The organism is Psychrilyobacter sp. (assembly GCF_049671765.1).
Lineage (GTDB): Bacteria > Fusobacteriota > Fusobacteriia > Fusobacteriales > Fusobacteriaceae > Psychrilyobacter.
This window is the reverse complement of record NZ_JBATVM010000131.1, coordinates 1-21,002: the sequence shown is the minus strand read 5'-3', so window position 1 is coordinate 21,002 and position 21,002 is coordinate 1. Positions and strand designations below refer to the sequence as shown.

At 30.3% G+C, this 21,002-nt stretch carries 16 protein-coding genes and 1 pseudogene; 14 read left to right on the top strand and 3 right to left on the bottom strand.

Annotation, left to right across the window (positions count from 1 at the left end):
- Nucleotides 1–465: pseudogene (locus WBG30_RS06565) on the top strand (glycine/sarcosine/betaine reductase complex component C subunit alpha); the annotation flags it as partial.
- Nucleotides 466–691: 226 nt separating this feature from the next.
- Here the strand turns inward: WBG30_RS06565 and WBG30_RS06560 are convergent.
- Both WBG30_RS06560 and WBG30_RS06555 read right to left on the bottom strand, forming a co-directional pair.
- Nucleotides 692–1,885: an MFS transporter gene (locus WBG30_RS06560; RefSeq protein WP_424503844.1), complete on the bottom strand. Its 1,194-nt coding sequence runs from the start codon at nucleotides 1,883–1,885 to the stop codon at nucleotides 692–694.
- A gap of 118 nt (nucleotides 1,886–2,003) precedes the next feature.
- Complete coding sequence (locus tag WBG30_RS06555) at nucleotides 2,004–3,230, bottom strand: MerR family transcriptional regulator (protein WP_424503843.1); 1,227 nt, start codon at nucleotides 3,228–3,230, stop codon at nucleotides 2,004–2,006.
- A 609-nt stretch (nucleotides 3,231–3,839) separates the two neighbouring features.
- On the opposite strand from WBG30_RS06555, the gene lipA reads away from it, so the two are divergent.
- The 7 genes from lipA (at nucleotide 3,840) to lipB (ending at nucleotide 11,399) form a co-directional block, all read left to right on the top strand.
- The gene (lipA, locus tag WBG30_RS06550; RefSeq protein WP_424503842.1) at nucleotides 3,840–4,700 is read left to right on the top strand and encodes a lipoyl synthase; all 861 of its coding nucleotides are present in this window, start codon (nucleotides 3,840–3,842) and stop codon (nucleotides 4,698–4,700) included.
- 10 nt (nucleotides 4,701–4,710) lie between these two features.
- Nucleotides 4,711–5,811 carry a glycine cleavage system aminomethyltransferase GcvT gene (gcvT, locus tag WBG30_RS06545; protein ID WP_424503841.1) on the top strand — a complete coding sequence of 367 codons (1,101 nt, stop codon included), beginning with the start codon at nucleotides 4,711–4,713 and terminating at the stop codon, nucleotides 5,809–5,811.
- 27 nt (nucleotides 5,812–5,838) lie between these two features.
- Nucleotides 5,839–6,213 carry a glycine cleavage system protein GcvH gene (gcvH, locus tag WBG30_RS06540; RefSeq protein ID WP_424503840.1) on the top strand — a complete coding sequence of 125 codons (375 nt, stop codon included), beginning with the start codon at nucleotides 5,839–5,841 and terminating at the stop codon, nucleotides 6,211–6,213.
- Complete coding sequence (gene gcvPA, locus WBG30_RS06535; protein WP_424503839.1) at nucleotides 6,213–7,547, top strand: aminomethyl-transferring glycine dehydrogenase subunit GcvPA; 1,335 nt, start codon at nucleotides 6,213–6,215, stop codon at nucleotides 7,545–7,547. The genes gcvH and gcvPA overlap by 1 nt, the downstream gene beginning before the upstream one ends.
- The gene (gcvPB, locus tag WBG30_RS06530; RefSeq protein ID WP_424503838.1) at nucleotides 7,548–8,996 is read left to right on the top strand and encodes an aminomethyl-transferring glycine dehydrogenase subunit GcvPB; all 1,449 of its coding nucleotides are present in this window, start codon (nucleotides 7,548–7,550) and stop codon (nucleotides 8,994–8,996) included.
- Between the two features lie 526 nt (nucleotides 8,997–9,522).
- Complete coding sequence (gene glyA, locus WBG30_RS06525; RefSeq protein WP_424503837.1) at nucleotides 9,523–10,755, top strand: serine hydroxymethyltransferase; 1,233 nt, start codon at nucleotides 9,523–9,525, stop codon at nucleotides 10,753–10,755.
- Nucleotides 10,755–11,399, top strand: a complete 645-nt coding sequence (lipB, locus tag WBG30_RS06520; RefSeq protein WP_424503836.1) for a lipoyl(octanoyl) transferase LipB — start codon at nucleotides 10,755–10,757, stop codon at nucleotides 11,397–11,399. The genes glyA and lipB overlap by 1 nt, the downstream gene beginning before the upstream one ends.
- Nucleotides 11,400–11,560: 161 nt before the next feature.
- On the opposite strand, the gene WBG30_RS06515 is transcribed toward lipB, so the two are convergent.
- Nucleotides 11,561–12,367, bottom strand: coding sequence for a formate/nitrite transporter family protein (locus WBG30_RS06515; protein ID WP_424503835.1), 807 nt, complete (start codon nucleotides 12,365–12,367; stop codon nucleotides 11,561–11,563).
- A gap of 391 nt (nucleotides 12,368–12,758) precedes the next feature.
- On the opposite strand from WBG30_RS06515, the gene WBG30_RS06510 reads away from it, so the two are divergent.
- The 6 genes from WBG30_RS06510 to gdhA all read left to right on the top strand — a co-directional run bounded on the left by WBG30_RS06510 (nucleotide 12,759) and on the right by gdhA (nucleotide 20,980).
- Nucleotides 12,759–13,238, top strand: a complete 480-nt coding sequence (locus tag WBG30_RS06510; protein WP_424503834.1) for an NAD(P)H-dependent oxidoreductase subunit E — start codon at nucleotides 12,759–12,761, stop codon at nucleotides 13,236–13,238.
- 16 nt (nucleotides 13,239–13,254) lie between these two features.
- Complete coding sequence (locus WBG30_RS06505; RefSeq protein WP_424503833.1) at nucleotides 13,255–14,487, top strand: complex I 51 kDa subunit family protein; 1,233 nt, start codon at nucleotides 13,255–13,257, stop codon at nucleotides 14,485–14,487.
- A 37-nt stretch (nucleotides 14,488–14,524) separates the two neighbouring features.
- Nucleotides 14,525–17,212, top strand: coding sequence for a formate dehydrogenase subunit alpha (fdhF, locus tag WBG30_RS06500; protein ID WP_424503845.1), 2,688 nt, complete (start codon nucleotides 14,525–14,527; stop codon nucleotides 17,210–17,212).
- A gap of 285 nt (nucleotides 17,213–17,497) precedes the next feature.
- Nucleotides 17,498–17,956, top strand: a complete 459-nt coding sequence (locus WBG30_RS06495; RefSeq protein ID WP_424503832.1) for an FUSC family protein — start codon at nucleotides 17,498–17,500, stop codon at nucleotides 17,954–17,956.
- 200 nt (nucleotides 17,957–18,156) lie between these two features.
- Entirely contained in the window at nucleotides 18,157–19,329 is a 1,173-nt protein-coding gene (locus WBG30_RS06490) for a PucR family transcriptional regulator (RefSeq protein ID WP_424503831.1), read from the top strand.
- 313 nt (nucleotides 19,330–19,642) lie between these two features.
- Nucleotides 19,643–20,980, top strand: a complete 1,338-nt coding sequence (gdhA, locus tag WBG30_RS06485; RefSeq protein WP_424503830.1) for an NADP-specific glutamate dehydrogenase — start codon at nucleotides 19,643–19,645, stop codon at nucleotides 20,978–20,980.
- Nucleotides 20,981–21,002: the final 22 nt, after the last annotated feature.

Sequence of the window (21,002 nt, the reverse complement as noted above, 5' to 3'; positions counted from 1 at the left end):
TCTTATGAAGCCAGTGGATATGGATATGGTCCAGGAGTATCATTTGATATGAAAAGAACTATATTAATCTTATCTAGAGCATCAGGAGTACCTGTAGTAGAAGGAGCAATAAAATATGCTGCACTATTAGGGAAAAATGATCTTACTTCAATAGTAAGCAAAGAATATGAAATGATAAAAAAAGCAGGATATGAAGATATCTTAGCTAGTTTTGTTGAAGCACCAAAAAAACCAGTAGAAGAATTTGTAAAACCTGAAAAGCAAGTAGTAACAGCACAAATTTCAGGAATAGATATTATGGACTTAGATGATGCAGCGATAGAACTTATGAGAAGTGGGATCTATGCAGAAGCAGGAATGGGTTGTACAGGACCAATCATCTTAGTAAATGATGCTAACAAAGAAAAAGCTATTGTTATATTAGGAGAAAAAGAATATATCGCAGTAGAAAAAACAAGCTGCTAATATTTAGTATAAAAGAAATCATCAATTAATTGATGATTAAGAACATAGAAATAAACTGTAACTATTATACTAGTGTTTCATCTAAAAAGAAGCTGTCAATTAATTTTGATGGCTCTTTTTTTATTTTTGAAAAGGTCTTTATTAAAATCAGTATTTTTATTGCCTTGGTTATAGTTTTTTCTTGAAATTCATCTAAAAATATTACCTATTTATCTTCTCGCTATATCTATTCTTTTTGAGGAGTTAATATTAAAAATACCAATGATATTGCTATGGGAATTATTCCTAAAATCATACTATATCCTGGAGTACTCGTATCGATTATTTTTCCAGACAATAATAGTGCTATAGGCATTATTGTTTTTACCATTCCAATAAATAAACCTATTACCTGTCCTCTTATATTATCTGGTAGTTCCTTCTGAAAATAAGTAAATAATGGGATATCTACTAGAGCAATCAGTCCACCTGTTAAAAACATTCCTATAGAATAAATTAATGTAGTTACTATCTGCTCTAAATCTATAAATATTGGAATCAAAAATAATGTATTTACTCCTAGATATCCAGTAAACAGCACTTTTATCAATTTAGACGTCAATTTAAAGTTAAATTTTCCCATCACCATAGCTCCAACTATTAGTCCTATGGAAAACACAGATTCTATTCCACCTAAAACCTTACTTCCAAATTCAAAATAATTTGTAATAAGATAAGGAATAGGAACTACTATTGCCATTGGAAATGAAAAATTTAAAATAACTAATAAAACAACATATTTTTTCAATTTTTTATCTAACATTATATATTTAAAACCCTTAGTTAAAGACACCTTCTCTTTTTTTTTTGCTTTGACTTCCTGTATAGTTAAAAATATCTCTGTAATCATAGAAAATAAAAATGAGATTCCATTAAATAAAACAAAGGTTCTTATATCAATAAATGCATATACCAACCCTCCTAAAAATGGACCTGCTACCCTACTGCATGAAGCAATTATAGATGTTAAAGAATTAGCTTTTACCAACCAGTTTTTCTCAAATATCTGAGATTTTCCACTTTCAAATCCTATATATACAAGTAGAGAAAATATACTGGTAAATAAAGATCCTACATAAATTAAAGTAAGATGATCTACAAAATTCCACATGTAGAAGAGCCCAAACATTAGAAGAGCATTAAAAAGATCTCCTAAAATTATAAGTTTTTTCTTGGAATAATGATCTACAAATATTCCAAAAATCGGTGATAAAACGACCACTGGTATTGTATATAATATTATATTAAAAGCATATGAAGTCCCTTGATGCGTCACGTCTAACAAATACATTCCTGTGGCAAATGTAAATAATACCGACCCTAATAAAGAGATAAATATTCCTGGAAAATATATCAATTTATTTTTAAAATAATTATTCATTTCCTTCCTCCTCAACATTTTATTATCTTAACAATATTATAAAATATAGAGGGAAGGCTTGATCAATAGCTAAAATAAACAAATTTACTATAAAAAACGGAAAAAAGTGGAGTTAACCCTATCTTTTACCAAAATACAGATATGTAGAAATTATTTCTCCTGGAACAGTAAAATCTTCATATTTTCCTAGCTCTCCATCAACAAAAATAGATGGAAGTTGCTTTTGAGATAAAACTTTATAATTCATTTCAAGTAGTTTTATTTTAATATTTTTTAAGATTAAATATTTTCTAAAATTTGATTTAATAAGTGAATTATTTTTAAATTTTTCAAAAATAATATAGCCACTTAAAAGTACTGAGTTCTCTTTTAAATATTTATCTAAATTCTCAATATGAAAACCTTGATTTCTAAAGGGAAAACTACTGCTGGTAAGATAATCTACAAGAATATCAACACTATTTATTTTTATTGGAATTTCTTTGAAATCTGAACAAATAAAAATAATATTTTTTTTAATCCCTTTTATTTCAAGACTTTTTTTTAGAAAAATTTGCGAATCCAAATTTAAATCTACAGAAATATAAGTGGTATCTTCCTCTAGATCATCATAAATATTACTCAGAAAAAAACCTATTCCACTCCCTATTTCTAATAAAATTTTCTCTTTAAAAAATTTATTAGGGATTGTATTAGAAAACCATGCTGAATTTTTATAAATATTATCCAACAGTTCCTTCTTAGTGTTATCAATATAATTTAATAAAAAATCTTGCGGATAATCATAAGGAGGTTCAAAATGAGTATGGGAGACAATAAGGATGCCATCTTTAATTACATATTCTTTTTGACAACTACATTTGAGAATACCGTCTAAAATTTGATTATCTTCTATATTCCCTTTACAAATTTTAAGTTCCGATTGGCAAAGAGGACATTTTAATAGATAAAGACTGTTTAAAGGAATTCCTATTTTTATCTCAGAGTTTTCTCCTTCTAAAAGTAAACTTTCTATTTCCTCGTTAAGTTTATTATCAATTTTTTTTAGAGATTTTATCTCTTCTCTTATTTCTTTACTTTTTTTGAGATAATAATTTTTATATAAATAAGAGCTAGTTTTTGAATCAAGATTTCCTAGTTTTTTAGTTAAAATAATGCTTTTAACCTCACTTAAAGTAAAATTTAAAGATTTCAAATGTAGAAGCTGGTCCAATGTTCTCTGATCATTTTCAGTAAAATTATATTGTTTATTTATTTTTTTAGGATTAAGAATCCCAAGGGCTATATAATGCCTAATCGTATCTTTAGTCAAGTTATTGTTTTGTGTGAAATTTCCTATTTTCATATAGTTCTCCTTATATTCATATTTCTAGACTCCTAGATAGATTGGTTTATAAAATAGCTTTTTGAATGTTCTCACAAATCTTTTAGAAGTCCAAAAATATAATTGATATTATTATAATTTCATTGATATAATTAGCGCTATATGACTTTATATCTAGACTATATATATATTATTATTTTCTAAAATTGTCAACCCATTATAAAAACTCTACTATAAATATAGTAATATATAATTTATAAATTATTCGATTTCTTATTTAAATTTATGCCTTTTTTTAAATGTTCTTTCTTCAATTAATATCGATTAGTTCTATTCTACTTTCAAAACATTCTCAACTACGAGAATACTTAATTTTTAAAACACATTTCATAACTTTACGAACATCCTCCTAAAATTTCTGTGAAAATTTTAGTAATTGAAAATTAATTTTAAGTTTATATAAAAAAAACGTTAAGAATCCCAACTAAAAAAACGTGTTACGAACACTATTCTAATGTGAAAATAATATTCCTTATTGACAATATTATAAAATAATAATACAGTTATTAAAAGACTCTACTTAAAACTATTAGAGTATATAAATTATAGAGATCGGAGGTAGTCATATTCATGAAAAATAATAGAGTAGCAAAACCAGAATGGTTAAAAATAAATTTAGGTAGCGTTAAAGGTTTTCAAAATATAGAGAGTATATTAAAAGAATTGGATTTAAAAACTGTATGTAAAGAAGCAAATTGCCCTAATAGAGCCGAATGTTACTCTAGCGGTACTGCAACCTTTTTGATAATGGGAGGTATATGTACTAGAAAATGTAAATTTTGTAATGTAAAAGATGGTTCACCTAAAATCTTAGATATTGATGAACCTAAGCATCTAGCCCAAGCAGTAAAAAAACTTAAATTAAATTATGTAGTAGTTACATCAGTAACTAGAGATGATTTAGAAGATGGTGGTGCCGGTCACTTTGCTGAAGTTGTAAAAGAAATAAGAAAAATAAATAGCAAAGTAAAAGTTGAGTTATTGATTCCTGATTTAATGGGGAATGTCGAAGCTTTAAAAACTGTTTTAGAAGCAAAGCCAGAAGTTTTAAACCATAACATCGAAACAATTGCAAGACTATATGAAAATGTAAGGCCAGAGGCAGAATACAATAGAACTTTAAAAATATTGAGAATGTCAAAAGTAATAGACCCAACAATTAAAACAAAATCTGGAATAATGTTAGGATTAGGTGAAACTAAAGAAGAAGTTGTTCAGCTCTTTAAAGACTTAAGAGAGAATTCTTGTGATTTGTTAACTATAGGTCAATATTTAAGACCTTCAGAAGAACACTATCCAATGTATGAATATGTAACACCTGAAGATTTTGAATGGTACAAACAAAAAGCTGAAGAAATGGGCTTTGAAGGGGTAGCTTCTGGACCTCTTGTAAGGAGTTCATATAAAGCTTGGCAACTATATAATGATTAAGGGGGAAAAAATGGGATTGAAAAAAACATCGTTAAATGAAGTGCACAAAAAACTAGGTGGTAAACTAGTAGATTTTACAGGATGGGAACTTCCTATTCAATTTGAAGGAATAAAAGAAGAACATTTTGCTGTTAGAGAAAAAGCTGGTCTTTTTGATGTATCTCACATGGGTGAATTTACTATTGATGGTTCAGACGCTTTAAAATTTGTAGACTACATAGTTGCAAATGATGCAAGTGCTATGAATGAAAATCAAGTAATGTACACATTTATGTGTAATGAAAAAGGTGGAGTTGTAGATGATTTATTAGTTTACAAGTATACTAATGAAAAAATATTATTAGTAGTAAATGCTGCTAATATTGAAAAAGATTATAACTGGGTAGTTAAGCAAGCTAAAGCTTTTGATGTTGTAACAGAGAATATATCTGACAATGTTACACAAATTGCAATCCAAGGACCTAAAGCTCAAGAAATTCTTCAAAAAATTACAGATACCGACTTAAATGAAATAAAATTCTTTACATTTAACTCTAAAGTTTTAGTAGCTGGAGTAGAGTGTATAGTTTCTAGAACTGGATATACTGGTGAAGATGGATTTGAAGTATACTTAGGTCATGAAAGTGCTGTTGCTCTTGCAGAAGTAATTATTGAAGCTGGTGGAGAGGATCTTTCCCCTATAGGGCTTGGAGCTAGAGATACACTTAGATTTGAAGCTGGTTTACCTCTTTATGGGAATGAATTAGGAGATAATATTACTCCATTAGAATCAGGACTTGGTTTCTTTGTTAAATTAGAAGCTGGAGATTTTATAGGAAAAGATGTTTTAGTGGCACAAAAAAGAGATGGTTTAACAAGAAGAACAGCAGGATTTAAATTAACTGGAAAAGGTATTGCTAGAGGTGGATATAAAGTATTTGCTGAGGGAAAAGAAATAGGTTATGTTACAACGGGTTACAAACTTCCTGGACAAAAAGAAAGTATTGGTATAGCCCTTATAAATATAGAATATGCTAAGATAGGTAAAAACATTCAAGTAGAAATTAGAAATAAACTTGTAGATGCAGAAGTAATAAGTAAAAAGTTTTTAGAAAAAAAATACAAAAAATAAACACAAAAATCAGAGGAGGAATTAAATATGGAAAAATTACTTTACACAAAAGACCACGAATGGATTAAAGTTGAGGGAAACACAGCACTTATAGGAATTACTGATCATGCACAAAAATCACTTGGGGAAATAGTATATGTAGAACTCCCTGAAACTGATGATGAACTTAAAATGGAAGAAGCTTTTGGTGTTATAGAATCTGTAAAAGCAGCTTCAGATTCATATATGCCTGTATCAGGAACAATTCTCGAAGTTAACGAAGAGTTAGAAGATAACCCTACTTTATTAAATTCAGATCCATATGGAACTTGGATTTTAAAAGTTGAACTTTCAGACAAAGGAGAATTAGATTCTTTATTAGATTTCGACGCATATAACGAATTATGTGAGGAGGCTCATTAATGTTTAGATATATACCTACTACGGAGGAAGATAGAAAAGAAATGTTAGATGTAATTGGTATTAAGAATGTTGAGGAACTTTTTAATGATATTCCCAAAGAACTGAAACCACCTCACAAATTAAACATATGTGAGCCTATGTCTGAAATAGAACTAAAGAAAAGAATCAATGAATTAGGCAATAAAAATTCATCAGAGCTTATATGTTTTAGAGGAGCAGGGGCATACGATCACTACTCTCCTGCAGCAGTTGACCACTTAATTAGTCGTTCTGAATTTTATACAGCTTATACACCATATCAACCTGAGATTAGTCAAGGAACATTACAGTGTATATTTGAATTTCAAACAATGATAGCTAATTTAACTGGTATGTTTGCATCTAATGCTTCAATGTATGACGGTTCAACATCAGCGGCAGAAGCAGCTATAGTAACAGCTACTGTTACAAAAAGAAAGGAAATCATTGTTTCTAAAAGTGTTAATCCTGAGACAAGACAAGTACTTAAAACATACTGTAGATTTAGAGATATAAAGGTAGTAGAAGTAGAACTAGATGATGGTGCAACTTCTATAGAAGATTTAAAAGCTAAAGTTTCTGATAAAACAGCAGGAGTATTAGTACAAAGTCCAAATTTCTTTGGAATTATTGAAGATTTAGATGAAATTAGAGAAAACATTGTAGATAAAAAAACAAAATACATTGTAGCTACAGATCTTGTAGCTATGGGAATGCTTAAAACTCCTGGAGAATCTGGAGCAGATATAGTTGTTGGAGATGCCCAAAGTTTTGGTAGCGGACTTGCGTTTGGTGGACCTTACTTAGGATTTATGGCAGTAACTAAAGGACTTATTAGAAAAATACCAGGAAGAATAGCAGGAGAAAGTATCGATCAAGATGGAAAAAGATCATACGTTTTAACTCTTCAAGCTAGAGAACAACACATTAGAAGAGAGAAAGCTACTTCTAATATTTGTTCTAACCATGCATTAAATGCTTTAGCAGCTACTATTCATATGAGCCTTTTAGGAAGAGTTGGGTTAGAAAAAGTAGCGGAATTATGCTATAAAAATGCTAACTATACTATGACTAAACTTGTAGAAACAGATAAGTATAAATTAAAATTTAATAGACCATTTTTCAGAGAATTTGTAATTGAGGGGAAAGAGTCTCCTGAGCTTATCAATGAAAAATTATTACAAGCTGGAATCTTGGGTGGATATCCTTTAGAAAGAGAATATCCTGAATTTAAAAATGCATCTTTAGTGTGTACTACTGAAAAAAGAAGTAAATTAGAGATAGATGACTTTGCTGAAAGGATGGGTGAGATATAGATGAAAGAATATAATAAACTTATATTTGAAATTTCTAAGAAAGGAAGATGTGGTTATTCACTTCCAGAATTAGAAGTAGAAAATGTTACTCTTGATTTGGCAGTACCAAAGAATCTATTAAAGACAAAGGATGTAAAACTTCCTGAAGTAAGTGAAAACGACGTAGTTAGACATTATACTCGTTTATCTAGTAAAAACTTTGGACTCGATACAGGTTTCTATCCTTTGGGTTCTTGCACAATGAAATATAATTCAAAAATAAATGAACAGATAGCTCGAAATCCTAAGATGATGAATCTACACCCTTACCAACCTGAGGAAACTGTCCAAGGAGCACTTGAAATGATGTATGAAGCAGGGATACATCTAGCCGAAGTTGCTGGAATGGATGAATCGTGTCTTCAACCTGCTGCAGGTTCTCATGGTGAGTTAACAGCACTTATGATGATAAAGGCTTACCATGAAAAAAATGGTGATTTTAAAAGAAAAAATATAGTATTACCTGATGCTGCTCATGGAACTAATCCATCTTCGGCACAAGTAGCAGGATTTAATATAATTGAGATTAAGTCAACTCCTGAAGGTGACGTTGATATTGACGCTTTAAAAGAACATATGAATGATGAACTAGCAGGATTTATGTTAACTAATCCAAGTACACTTGGAATTTTTGAAGCAAATATTCAAGAGATATCAGCTCTTATTCATGAAGCTGGAGGACTTTTATACTATGACGGTGCAAATATGAATGCCATTATGGGAAAAGCTAGACCTGGAGATATGGGGTTTGACATAATGCATTATAATTTGCATAAAACTATGTCAACACCACATGGTGGAGGAGGTCCTGGGAGTGGAGCTATAGCATTTAAAAATAGACTGGCACCTTTTCAACCAGTTCCAGTAATAGAAAAAAAAGCTGAAAAATATAGCCTTAACTATGATAAACCAGATAGTATAGGTAAAGTTCGTAGTTTCTATGGAAATTATGGAGTTATTTTAAGAGCATATTCGTATATGTTAACAATGGGTGGAAGAGGGCTAACAACTGCAAGTGAAACTGCAGTCCTTAATGCAAATTACATGATGGCAAGACTGAAAGAACACTATCCGCTTGCAGTTGACAGAGTGTGTAAACATGAGTTTGTATTGGCACAACCTAAACATGAAAGTGTAACAACCCTTGACATTGCAAAAAGACTTTTAGATTTTGGATATCATCCACCAACAATTTATTTCCCACTTATCGTAAATGGCGCTATGATGTTTGAACCTACAGAAACAGAGAGTAAAGAAACTATGGATGGATTTATTGATGCTATGATTGCCATAAGAAAAGAAATGGATGAAAATCCTGAAGTAGTATTGTCAGCACCTAATAACACAATAATTAAAAGAATAGATGAAGGAAAAGCAGCGAGAGATATAATCGTTACTCACGCTTGGTAAGAACGATTTAAATATAATAAAATAGGAGCTGTTTTAACAGCTCCTATGTAATATCTTGAGAAAAAGAGTTGATAAAGAAAAATCTACGTGATGTATCGTTACTCACTCTTAGTAAAAGATAATTTAAGTATAATAACTAAAAGGGGTGAAAATAATGAGTTTTTTAAACGGTAGATCGGCTAAAGAAGCCATAGAAGATAGCATACTAAAATCTCTTCTTGAAAGGGATGAAAAAATTTGTGATACATGAGACAGAAATGCGGCTTTATCTGTAGCATTTGCAGTAAAGTCTGAACTATCTCAGGATGAGGTAGGAGAAGTAAAAAGTTATGTTGAAAATTTAAAGGAAGAAGAATTATCACTTAATGAGAAGGTTAAAGCTACTTTTATAAAAGGTGACGTTAAAGAAAGAAAAGATAAAGCCATTCTAATCTTTAGGTATAAATATTTAGGAGGATTATAATAAATCTTAAAAGGCTTTATAGCCCTTTTAATCTTTAGATATAAACACATAGGAGGGAGTTTAATGGATCATAAAAGACTTAGTGATGTTGACAAAGAAGTTTTCAACCAAATAGTTAATGAAAGAAATAGACAAGAAGAGGGAATTGAATTAATTGCGTCTGAAAACTTTGTATCTAAAGCAGTAATGGAAGCAGTTGGTTCAGAGTTTACAAATAAGTACGCTGAAGGATACGTTGGTAAAAGATATTATGGTGGTTGCGAACATGTAGATGTTGTTGAAAAGCTTGCTATTGAAAGATTAGGAGAACTATTTGGTTGTAAATATGCAAATGTTCAACCTCATTCTGGATCTCAAGCTAATATGGCTGTATATATGGCTCTTATAAATGTAGGAGATAAAGTTTTAGGTATGGCATTAGATCAAGGTGGACATCTTACTCATGGTCATTTTGTAAACTTTTCCGGTTCTCTTTATGATATAGTTTCGTATAAATTAACTGAAAAAGAACAAATTATTGATTATGACAATATTAGAGAGATGGCTCTAAAAGAAAAACCAAAATTGATTATAGCAGGTGCTAGTGCTTACTCAAGAAAGATAGATTTTAAAAAATTTAGAGAAATCGCTGACGAAGTAGGAGCATACCTTATGGTAGACATGGCACATATTGCTGGTCTTGTTGCTGCTGGTCTTCATGAAAATCCTGTACCTTATGCCCATGTAGTTACATCTACAACACATAAGACATTGCGTGGACCTCGTGGTGGAATTATTCTTTCAAATGATGAAGAGATTATGAAAAAAATTAATAAAACTATCTTCCCAGGTATTCAAGGTGGGCCTTTAATGCATGTAATTGCAGGTAAAGCCGTGGCATTTAAAGAAGCTCTTTCAGAAGATTTTAAAGAATATCAAAAACAAGTTATTAAAAATGCAAAAGTAATGGGTGAAACTCTTGTAGAAAGAGGATTTAAATTGGTTTCTGGAGGAACAGATAATCATATGTTTCTAGTAGATCTTCAAAATAAAGGAATAACTGGTAAAGAAGCAGAAAGATTACTTTTAGAAGCAGATATTACTACAAATAAAAATGCTGTTCCAAATGATCCTCAAAAGCCATTTGTAACAAGTGGAATAAGAATAGGGACTCCTGCTGTAACTACTAGAGGAATGAAAGAAAAAGAGATGATTAAGATTGCTAATATGATTGCAGATGTTATAGAAAATAAAGAAGGTAAAAAATATAGGAGTGAAGTTCAGGCTTTAGCAGCAGAATTTCCATTACATAAGTAATGAAAGAAATCAAAGTTATAGACACAGGAAGGGTACCATATTTAAAATCTTATGAACTGCAGATGAAAAATTTTGAAAACTTGATATCTAATAAAGAAGTTTTCGGGCATCTAATTATAACAGAACCTAACCCCACTATAACTAAGGGAATTAGAGGGGAAGATAGTGAAATCTTTATTTCTAGAGAGGAAAGAGAGAAAAAAGGAATTGAACTTATTGATATTAGAAGAGGTGGGAAAGTAACTTTTCATGGCCCTGGTCAAATAGTTATTTATCCCATCTTAAATCTATCTCATTTTAAAAAAAGTATTAAATGGTATATTGAATCTCTAGAAGAAGTTGTAATACTAACATTAGAAGAACTAGGAATAAAAGCTCATAAAAAAGAAGGACTTGTTGGTATTTTTACTGAAAAAGGGAAGATTTGTGCTATAGGAGTAGAGGTAAAAAAATGGAGAACACTCCATGGTATTGCAATTAATCATGAAGTTGATTTAGATTATTTTAATAATATTAATCCTTGTGGTATCAGTGATTTAGGCGTTACGTCAATATCAAACGAAGACAAAAAAATCACAAGAGAAAATATAATTGATCTTTTTAAATTAAATTTTTCTAAGATATTTTGTGTTCAATTAAAATAGCAACGTGACATTTCTTAGATAATAAAATGTAAGATGAAAACAAAAAAATAACCTACTTGAGGTTATTTTCTTAAGACCTAGATTTGAAATCTAGGTCTTTTTTTATCCTTAGTTAAATTGAAGTTTCCTAAATGATAAGTAAAAATAATCATAGTTAATTGTTAAACAGTCGTTACTACTTTTGAAGTTTCCTTCTTTAAATACAACCAATAGTAAACAGCAGGAACAAATATTCCTCCAGATAACATATTTCCAATAGTTACAGGAATATAGTTATTTGTAAACATATCTGAAATAGCAATACTTTCTGGTGAAACCATCCATCCAGCAGTAATAACAAACATATTAGCTACTACATGTTGGTAACCTGAAAGAGCAAACATCATTATTGGGAACCAACAAATCCATAGTTTTCCTGAAACATCAGTAGCAGCAAAGGTCATCCAAATAGCTAGAGCTACAACAACATTACATAAAAATCCACTGGCAACAGCTTGAGCAAATCCTAGGTTAACTTTCCCTTCCGCAATAGCTACAACCATATTGGCCATAGGAGCACTTTTGAATACTCCAGCAACAACAGCAATCCATGCAAGGAAAGCACTTCCTACAAAATTTCCTAGCCAAACTACAATCCAGTTTCTTAAAACATCTTTAAAAGATGAATCCCCAGTAATATAAGCAAGAAAAGCTAAATTATTTCCTGTGAATAACGAACCTCCTACAAATATAACCAACATAAGTCCAACTGGAAACACTGCAGCTCCAAGAAGTTTTGAAAGCCCTGGATCTACATTAGCACCAAGAGATTGAGTGACGGTAATATAGGCAATAAAACCTAAAGCTATAAATATGCCCCCCATAATTCCTAATACAAATATTTTTAATGATTTGGTTTTAGTTTTTTTTATAGCCATTTGTACAACTGATTCAGCTACTTCTACTGTGTTTAAAAAAGTTTTCGACATAATTTCCTCCATTTTAATTTTTTATCGTATTCGTTCCAAAAATTTGAGTTAACCGATTTAGATTTTAATTCCCAAATAAAATCATTGTGTTAAACCCTAGCTAAAACAACTCTACAAGAGGTATATTACTATTTTTTTTTTTTAAAGTCAATTTTTTTAGTACTGTTGTATTTTATTATTGTGAAAGAAATATTTTTATAAAAAAATAAAACTTCAAGTGTTATATTTTTTAGTATTTTTTTTTAAAATAGTGATTTTTTTTTCACAACGAAGAAAAAAATATTTAATTTTATAAATTTGGTGTATAATTAATATTATTTGTTTTGTTTTGAAACATTTTTAAGATAAAATAAATGATTTTTTATAATAATTTTAAGGGGGAATATTTAAGGTGGGTAACGAGTATATTGATAACATATTATCTAATTTTGATTTTAGTAAGATAGAACTACTTCCAATTCTTACTGAGATTCAAAAACAAAATAAAGACAATTATATTTCAGATGAAATATCTGATTATGTGGCTAAAAAATTAAAGATGCCAAAAGCTCGTATAGATGAGGTAATCACATTTTTTTCGGCTATAAATACTAGTAAAAAAGGAAAGATTGTTTTACAACTATGCGAAAGTACTGTTTGCGGGGTTAAGAAAAAGCACCTTATAGGTGAAGCTATTCAAAAAAAATTAAATATTAAATTAGGAGAAACTACTCCTGATAATTTATTTACTTTTGAACATACTCCATGTTTTGGAGCCTGTGATATTGCACCGGCTATGAGAGTTAATGGGGTAGTTCATGGAAATCTTACAGTTGAAAAGATTATTACTCTCTTAGATCAACTTTCGAAGGGTGGTGAGAACAATAAATAAAAACTTTAATATTAAGATGATTAGTGAAAACTTTGGTAAATATAAATATAATGAGATCGATAAATATATAGACCTTGGAGGATTTACAGGTCTTAAAACAGCTTTTAAAAAAGGAAAACAGCATGTTATAGATGAACTAAAAATTTCCGGTCTTCGTGGAAGAGGTGGAGCAGCTTTTCCTACTTGGCAAAAATGGAAAGGTGGACTCAACGAATTAGAACAAGAAACTTTTGTTATATGCAATGCCGATGAAGGTGAACCAGCAACTTTTAAAGATAGAGAACTACTTTCTCAAGATCCTTATAAAGTTATTGAAGGACTTACTATTTCTGGATATATGAGAAGTGCCAAAACTGGGACTATCTATTTGAGAGAAGAGTACACATATATGAAACATCAATTGGAAATTGCTATTGAATTATCTAGAGAAAAAGGATATTTAGGGAAAAATATATTAGGTACAGGATTTGATTTTGATATCAGAGTATTTTCTGGAGCTGGAGCTTACGTTTGTGGTGAAGGATCTGCACTTATTGAATCTATGGAAGGAAAATCTGGTAAACCAAGACTTAAAGCTCCTAGGATTAGTTCTAAAGGATATCTTCAAATGCCAACACAATCTAATAACGTTGAAAGTTTAGCTGTAGCGGCTACTATTTTAAAAATAGGAGCTTCTAAATATGCCGAATATGGATATGGAGAAAGTGTTGGGACTAAACTAATCAGCATCTGTGGGAATGTAAATAAACCTGCTGTATACGAGATCCCATTTGGAATTACTCTTAGACAAATTATTGAAGAGGTAGCCGGTGGTGTTGAAAATAATAAAAAAGTTAAATTTTTACAACTTGGAGGAGTTTCTGGTCCATTAGTACCTGCTAGTCTATTGGACACTCGATACACATATGAAGATCTTTGGGATCTAGATTTAGGAATAGGATCTGGTGCTATCTTAGTCGCTGATGAAGATATGTCAGTTATAGAATATATTAAATTAGCTAATAATTTTTTCCATCATGAATCTTGTGGAAAATGTATTCCTTGTAGAGAGGGAGTTCATGTATATAAAAAAATAATAGACAAACTATTAAATAAAACTGCAAAAAAAAGTGATATAGATTATCTTTTAGAAGTTGGAACTTTAATGAATGAAACTTCTTTCTGTGGACTTGGTCAAACAGCGGCTACCCCTGTTTTAAAAGCAATTAAATATTTTAGAGATGAACTATATACAGGAACAATTGATTAATTAAAAATTTAGGCATTAGGAGGAAAACGTGAAAAACTTGGTTAAAATCACTATAAATGATAAAGAATACAGTGTCCCTAAAAATACAAAAGTATTGAGGGCTTGTGAAAATATAGGTATCAAAATTCCTACTTTTTGTGACGATAAAAGACTCGTTCCAACAGGAGCTTGTAGAATGTGTGTTGTAGAAATAGGTACTGGAGGAAGAACAAAACTTCAGACTTCGTGTTCAACAGATGTTAAAGAGGGGATGGTTATAAAAACAGAAACAGAAAAAGTAGCAAATGCTAGAAGGAATATATTAAAACTTCTTTGGGCAAGTCATCCTAATGAATGTCCTACATGTGAAAAGGCAGGAGAATGTAAATTACAAGATTATTCTTATGAATATGGTGTGGATATTGATGCTATTGCTAACATTCAAGAACATAGAGGTATTTCTAAAAATACCGATGCAAAATTTTATTCAATTGATAGTAATAAATGTATTTCTTGTAATAAATGTGTTAGAGTCTGTAGTCAACTGCAATGTAACGACGCATTAGGTTTAAATAATAGAGGGCCCCATACTGTTATTGATAGAGCTAGCTTTAACGGTAAGACCAATTGTACAGAGTGTGGAGCTTGTGTTCATGTATGTCCTGTGGGATGTCTTATGCCTAAATCTAAAGAAAAATTTAGAAATTGGCAGGTTCAAAAAACTCAAACAACATGCTCATATTGTGGTGTGGGATGTCAATTAAACTTAGTTACAAAAGATAATAAAGTTGTTAGAATTGATCCAGTTATGGATAAAGTTAATAATGGTCTTTATTGTGTTAAGGGCGTTTTTGCATATAACTTCATCAATCATAGAGATAGACTTACAACTCCTTTAATTAGAAAAGATGGAAAATTAACTGAATGTTCTTGGGATGAAGCCTATGAAACCATCGATTTTAATAGAAAGAAAACATTAGCTGAAAAAGGCGGAGCTGGTTTTGCTGGACTAGCCAGTGCTAGAACAACAAATGAGGATAACTATCTTTTCCAAAAAATAGTTAGAGCTGGATTCCAAACAAATTCCATAGATCATTGTGCCCGTCTCTGACATTCTTCTACAGTTGCAGGTCTTGCAGCTATGCTTGGTAGTGGAGCCATGACAAATTCCATAGAAGAAGTAGTAGATAATGATACGATATTTGTAATTGGAAGTAACACAACAGAAGCTCATCCTGTTATTGGAGCTTCTATAAAGCAAGCCGTTAAAAAAGGTGCAAAGTTAATAGTTGCCGATCCTGTTAGAATTAAATTATCTGAAATTGCAGATTGTTACCTTCAAATTCAACCAGGCTCAAATACTGCTCTTTTAAATGGAATGATCAATTATATAATAGAAAATAATCTTCAAGATCATGAATATATAGATAAAAAAGTTAATAACTTTGAAGCTTTAAAAGAAAGTGTTAAGGAATGTACATTGGAAAAAACAGCTGAAATTTGTGGTGTAGATGCAGAGCTTATTGCAAAAGCTGCAAGAATATATGCTGAAAGTCCAGCTGCTGGATTATATTATGCAATGGGAATCACACAACATTCTACAGGGGTAGATAATGTTAAATCCACTGTAAACATAGCTTTAGTTTGTGGAAATATAGGAAAAGCTAACGCAGGTGTTAACCCTCTAAGAGGGCAAAATAATGTTCAAGGAGCTTGTGATATGGGAGCTCTTCCTAACAAATTCCCTGGTTATCAAGATGTTATTAATCCAGAGGCTATAGATAAATTCCAAGATGCTTGGGGTGTAAAACTTAACACAACTAATGGTATGAGATTACCAGAAATGATGGATAAAGCTGCAAATGGTGAGTTAGGGTTTATGTATATTGTAGGAGAAAATCCTATGATTTCTGATCCCGATACACATCATGTGACTAAAGCGTTAAAAACGGTAGATTTCTTAGTTGTACAAGATATTTTTTTAACAGAAACCGCTGAATTAGCAGATGTTGTCTTACCAGCAGCTACATTTGCTGAAAAAGATGGAACATTTACAAATACAGAAAGAAGAGTTCAAAGAGTAAGAAAAGCTATTAATCCAATTGGAAACTCTAAACCAGACTGGCTTATATTTAGTGAACTCCTCGAAAAATTTGGAATTATTTCTAAAAATAAATACAATACTTCTAAAGATATATTTGAAGAGTTATCATCTTTAACTCCTCAATACAATGGGATTTCATACGGCAGAATTGATTCTTTAGGTTTACAATGGCCTTGTCCTACAAAAGATCACCCCGGAACTCAATTTTTACATAAAGATAAATTTATGAAAGGTGAAAAAGTAGAATTTATGCCTGTAAAATACCGAGATCCTATTGAAAAGGCAAGTAAACAATATCCTATTATAATGACAACAGGAAGGATATTAGAGCATTATCATACTAGAACTATGACTATGAGAACAGATGAAATAGATAAGGAATTTAAGTCTAGTTGGTTAAGCCTATCCCCCGAATTAGCTAAGGAGTTAGAAATAGATGACAAAGATAATATTGTCGTTAACTCTCCAAGAGGAAAAATATTTACTGTAGCTAAGATTTCTAATGATGTTTCTGGAAAAACAGTATTTATGCCATTCCACTTTGGAAATGGAGCAAATGTACTAACAAACGGTCAAGCCTTAGATCCTATATGTGGTATTCCTGAATTAAAAGTTACTGCTATAAATATTTCTAAAGCTTAGTTATATATTTTTAATATTATTCATAACTCTATAAAATTAAATAATGGAATTGATTTTGTATTTTAAAAGGACTATCTATCGTAAAATAGATAGTTCTTCTTTATTTTATTAGAAATTATAACTTTGAATTGTATTTATCTGAATCTAATATCATGTTGCTTTTTCTTCTCCTAATTATTCTAGTGTATTTTTTAGTTTTATTCTTTTTTCAAACATTTTTTTTCCTATTATGATAAAATTTATTTATATCATACTTAATACTGTTTTTGAAAAAAGGAGAATAACATGCTAGAAAATTTTAAATTGTCATTGATTACAGGGCTTTCAATACTGACTACCCTGGCTATAGGAACTTTTCTGCACATAAACTCTCTATTTTATGCTTCTATCGCAGCAGTGGTAGTATCCCAATCTTGTCATAAAAAAGTCATTCAATTAGGAGTAAAAAGACTTTATGGAACAATTGTCGGAGCCCTTATGGGTTTATTTTTTTTCCACTATCTTCCCCACTCAATCTATATCTATTCTTTAGGTATATTTTTGGTAGTTTTCATCTGTTCTAATTTTTTAAAAGCACCCTCAAATATGGCCGGAATAGTATTTTTAGCGATCTCTACAAATTTAGGAGGGATGTCTAGTTCTTTTTATGCTTTTCATAGAATAATGGATACTGGTATTGGAATCATCTCTACAGTCTTTGTAACTGTTGCTTTTAAATTTTTAGACGATAAGTTTTCAAAATAACCTTAAAAAATAAAAATAGACTACTAAAAATATTAGATTATTTTTTCAAAATAAAGTATTTATAAAAATATGTTATGTGTGCTTGACAAAATTTACTGTCTATTTTTTTTAAATCATTGCCTAAAATATGTTTCTACTATATAATAATAGTTAAAAAAATAATAATGATAATATTGAGAAAATAGATATAGGGAGGAAGTATGGCTGTAAAATTAAGAGAACTATATGAATCAATTAAAAAATTTGATATAGAACTTCTTGCTGGAAATAAAGGGTTAGATAATATAGTAAGATGGGTACATATGGTAGAAAGTGTTAATCTATCTGTTTTTTTAGAAAGTCATGAAGTAGCTTTTACCACTGGAATAGGCATTAATGGAGATAAGGAGTTCCTAGAACTTGTGATACATACCCATGCCAATAATGCCAGCGGGATGATCATTAATATTGGGCCCTATATTAAATCTATTCCTCATGATGTTATTGATTTTTGTAATAGGAATAATTTTCCTTTATTTCAAGTTCCTTGGCGTATACATATGGCTGAAATAATGCGAGAATTTACTTATAAGATAACAGTAGCTGATAGGATGAACATGGAACTTTCAAATGCTGTCAAAAATGCTATCTTTTTTCACGATCAGAAATCTCTTTATGTCCCTCATCTTGAAAGGCATGCTTTTCAAGCTCATTGGCCATATCATTTAGTAGTAATAGAGATCATTGAAAAAAAAGGTAAAAAAATAATAGGCAGTAAAAAAAGAAAAGAGATTTTAAAATGTATTGAAAATTATGCTACAGATATAAATAAAAAAACCTTTACATTTGAGCTTGATAAGAGGTTTGTAATGATATTTGCAAAATATCGTATAGAAAAAATAGAAAAAATAGTAGATGATATCAAAAAAAAATGTAAAATTCTTCTTAGTGAGAATGAAGAGATATATCTTTGTATAGGCTATAATGCTAAAAACATAAAGTGTATTGGGAAAAGTTATCAAAAAGCCCTAAATGTTTTGAAACTTCAGAAAAAAAAGGGAAATCATAACAAAGTTACCTCATATAAAGACTTAGGTTTATATAAACTTCTTCTATCTATAGAAGATAATGAAGTTATTAAAGAATATCACGAAGAAAACTTAGAAGCCTTAATCAAATTTGACGATTTGAACGATACAGACTTTGTAGGTGTGCTTAGGTGTTATCTAGAATTTAATGGTAGTGTAAAAGAAGTTGCTTCTAAACTTTTTTACCATCGTAACACTATAAATTATAAATTAAAAAAAATAGAGGAAATATTGCAATGTAATTTATCTGAATTAAATATAAGGTTAAAATTAATAGTAGCTTTTATGCTTCTAGACATTAAATAAGAGATCAATTTAGCATTGGATTAATCCAGAGAAATAAAAAAAACTAAATTCTATAGTAGAATTTAGTTTTTTTTATTTCTCTAAATCGGTTCTTTGTGCTGCAGCACAAAATATTTCAGATGTTTGAACATTGATATATATTAAAAAAAGATATATACTTTACCAACATAGAAAATCAAAGAAAGAATTTGATACTATCTCAGTTAATAATTGACTTTATAGTACTAAAATAATATAATGTTAGTATGTATTTTAACTACAAAACAATTATTTGTTAGAGAATTTCAAATAAAATTAAAGAAGGAGGATGTATATGTCGTATGTTGACGAAATACTAGAAAAATTAATTATTAAAAATCCAAGTGAAATGGAATTTCACCAATCCGCTAAAGAAGTTTTAGAATCTTTAAGGGTAGTCGTAGAAAAAAATGAAGAGATATTTAGAAAAGAAGCTTTACTAGAAAGATTGACAGAACCAGAAAGAATAATTTCATTTAGAGTACCTTGGGTAGATGACAATGGACAAGTACATGTCAACAAAGGTTTCCGTGTTCAATTTTCTAGTGCCATTGGACCATATAAAGGGGGACTTAGACTTCATCCTTCGGTTAATCAAGGTATAGTTAAATTTTTAGGATTCGAGCAAATATTCAAAAATGCATTGACAGGTTTACCAATTGGTGGTGGGAAAGGTGGTTCAGATTTTGATCCTAAAGGTAAATCTGATAGAGAAGTAATGGCATTTTGTCAGAGCTTTATGAGTGAACTTCATAAATATATTGGTGCAGATACAGATGTCCCTGCTGGTGATATAGGTGTAGGTGCAAGAGAAATTGGTTATATGTATGGTCAATATAAAAGATTAACAGGTCTTTTTGAAGGAGTTCTAACTGGAAAAGGTTTAACATATGGTGGATCATTAACAAGGACTGAAGCTACTGGATATGGACTAGTATATATTGTTGAAGAAATGCTTAAACATAACGGAGGTAAAAATTTTAAAGACAAAAAAGTAGTTATCTCAGGTTCAGGAAATGTTGCTATATATGCTACTCAAAAAGCTCAAGAATTAGGGGCAAAAGTTGTTGCATTAAGTGATTCTAGTGGTTATGTTTATGATAAAGATGGTATTGATCTTGACCTTATCAAAGAAATTAAAGAGGTAAAAAGAGGTAGAATTAAAGAATATGCAGATGCTAAAGATTCAGCAATATTTACAGTTGGAAAAGGTATTTGGAATGTTCCCTGTGATATAGCTCTTCCATGTGCAACACAAAATGAATTAGATCTTGAAGATGCTAAAATTTTAAAGAAAAATGGCTGTTCTGCTATAGCAGAAGGAGCTAATATGCCTTGTACAATAGAAGCAGTAGATTACTTCTTGGAAAATAATATACTATTTATGCCTGGGAAAGCAGCTAATGCAGGTGGAGTTGCAACTTCAGCATTAGAAATGTCACAAAATAGTCAAAGATTAAGCTGGACATTTGAAGAAGTAGACAGTAAACTTAAAGACATTATGCTAAATATCTTTGCAAAAACTAATGAAGCATCAAAAAGATACGGATTAGAAGGTAATTATGTAGCTGGAGCTAATATTGCAGGATTTGAAAAAGTAGCAGAAGCTATGCAATTTCAGGGTATATGCTAATAATTAAGTAATTGACAAAGAG

What these genes read in the sequence shown, in the direction of transcription:
- gdhA (WP_424503830.1), top strand. Translation starts at nt 19,643, where the DNA reads ATGTCGTATGTTGACGAAATACTAGAAAAATTAATTATTAAAAATCCA.
- lipB (WP_424503836.1), top strand. Translation starts at nt 10,755, where the DNA reads ATGAAAGAAATCAAAGTTATAGACACAGGAAGGGTACCATATTTAAAA.
- WBG30_RS06495 (WP_424503832.1), top strand. Translation starts at nt 17,498, where the DNA reads ATGCTAGAAAATTTTAAATTGTCATTGATTACAGGGCTTTCAATACTG.
- WBG30_RS06505 (WP_424503833.1), top strand. Translation starts at nt 13,255, where the DNA reads ATGATTAGTGAAAACTTTGGTAAATATAAATATAATGAGATCGATAAA.
- WBG30_RS06560 (WP_424503844.1), bottom strand. Translation starts at nt 1,885, where the DNA reads ATGAATAATTATTTTAAAAATAAATTGATATATTTTCCAGGAATATTT.
- gcvH (WP_424503840.1), top strand. Translation starts at nt 5,839, where the DNA reads ATGGAAAAATTACTTTACACAAAAGACCACGAATGGATTAAAGTTGAG.
- gcvT (WP_424503841.1), top strand. Translation starts at nt 4,711, where the DNA reads ATGGGATTGAAAAAAACATCGTTAAATGAAGTGCACAAAAAACTAGGT.
- gcvPB (WP_424503838.1), top strand. Translation starts at nt 7,548, where the DNA reads ATGAAAGAATATAATAAACTTATATTTGAAATTTCTAAGAAAGGAAGA.
- glyA (WP_424503837.1), top strand. Translation starts at nt 9,523, where the DNA reads ATGGATCATAAAAGACTTAGTGATGTTGACAAAGAAGTTTTCAACCAA.
- gcvPA (WP_424503839.1), top strand. Translation starts at nt 6,213, where the DNA reads ATGTTTAGATATATACCTACTACGGAGGAAGATAGAAAAGAAATGTTA.
- WBG30_RS06515 (WP_424503835.1), bottom strand. Translation starts at nt 12,367, where the DNA reads ATGTCGAAAACTTTTTTAAACACAGTAGAAGTAGCTGAATCAGTTGTA.
- WBG30_RS06490 (WP_424503831.1), top strand. Translation starts at nt 18,157, where the DNA reads ATGGCTGTAAAATTAAGAGAACTATATGAATCAATTAAAAAATTTGAT.
- lipA (WP_424503842.1), top strand. Translation starts at nt 3,840, where the DNA reads ATGAAAAATAATAGAGTAGCAAAACCAGAATGGTTAAAAATAAATTTA.
- WBG30_RS06555 (WP_424503843.1), bottom strand. Translation starts at nt 3,230, where the DNA reads ATGAAAATAGGAAATTTCACACAAAACAATAACTTGACTAAAGATACG.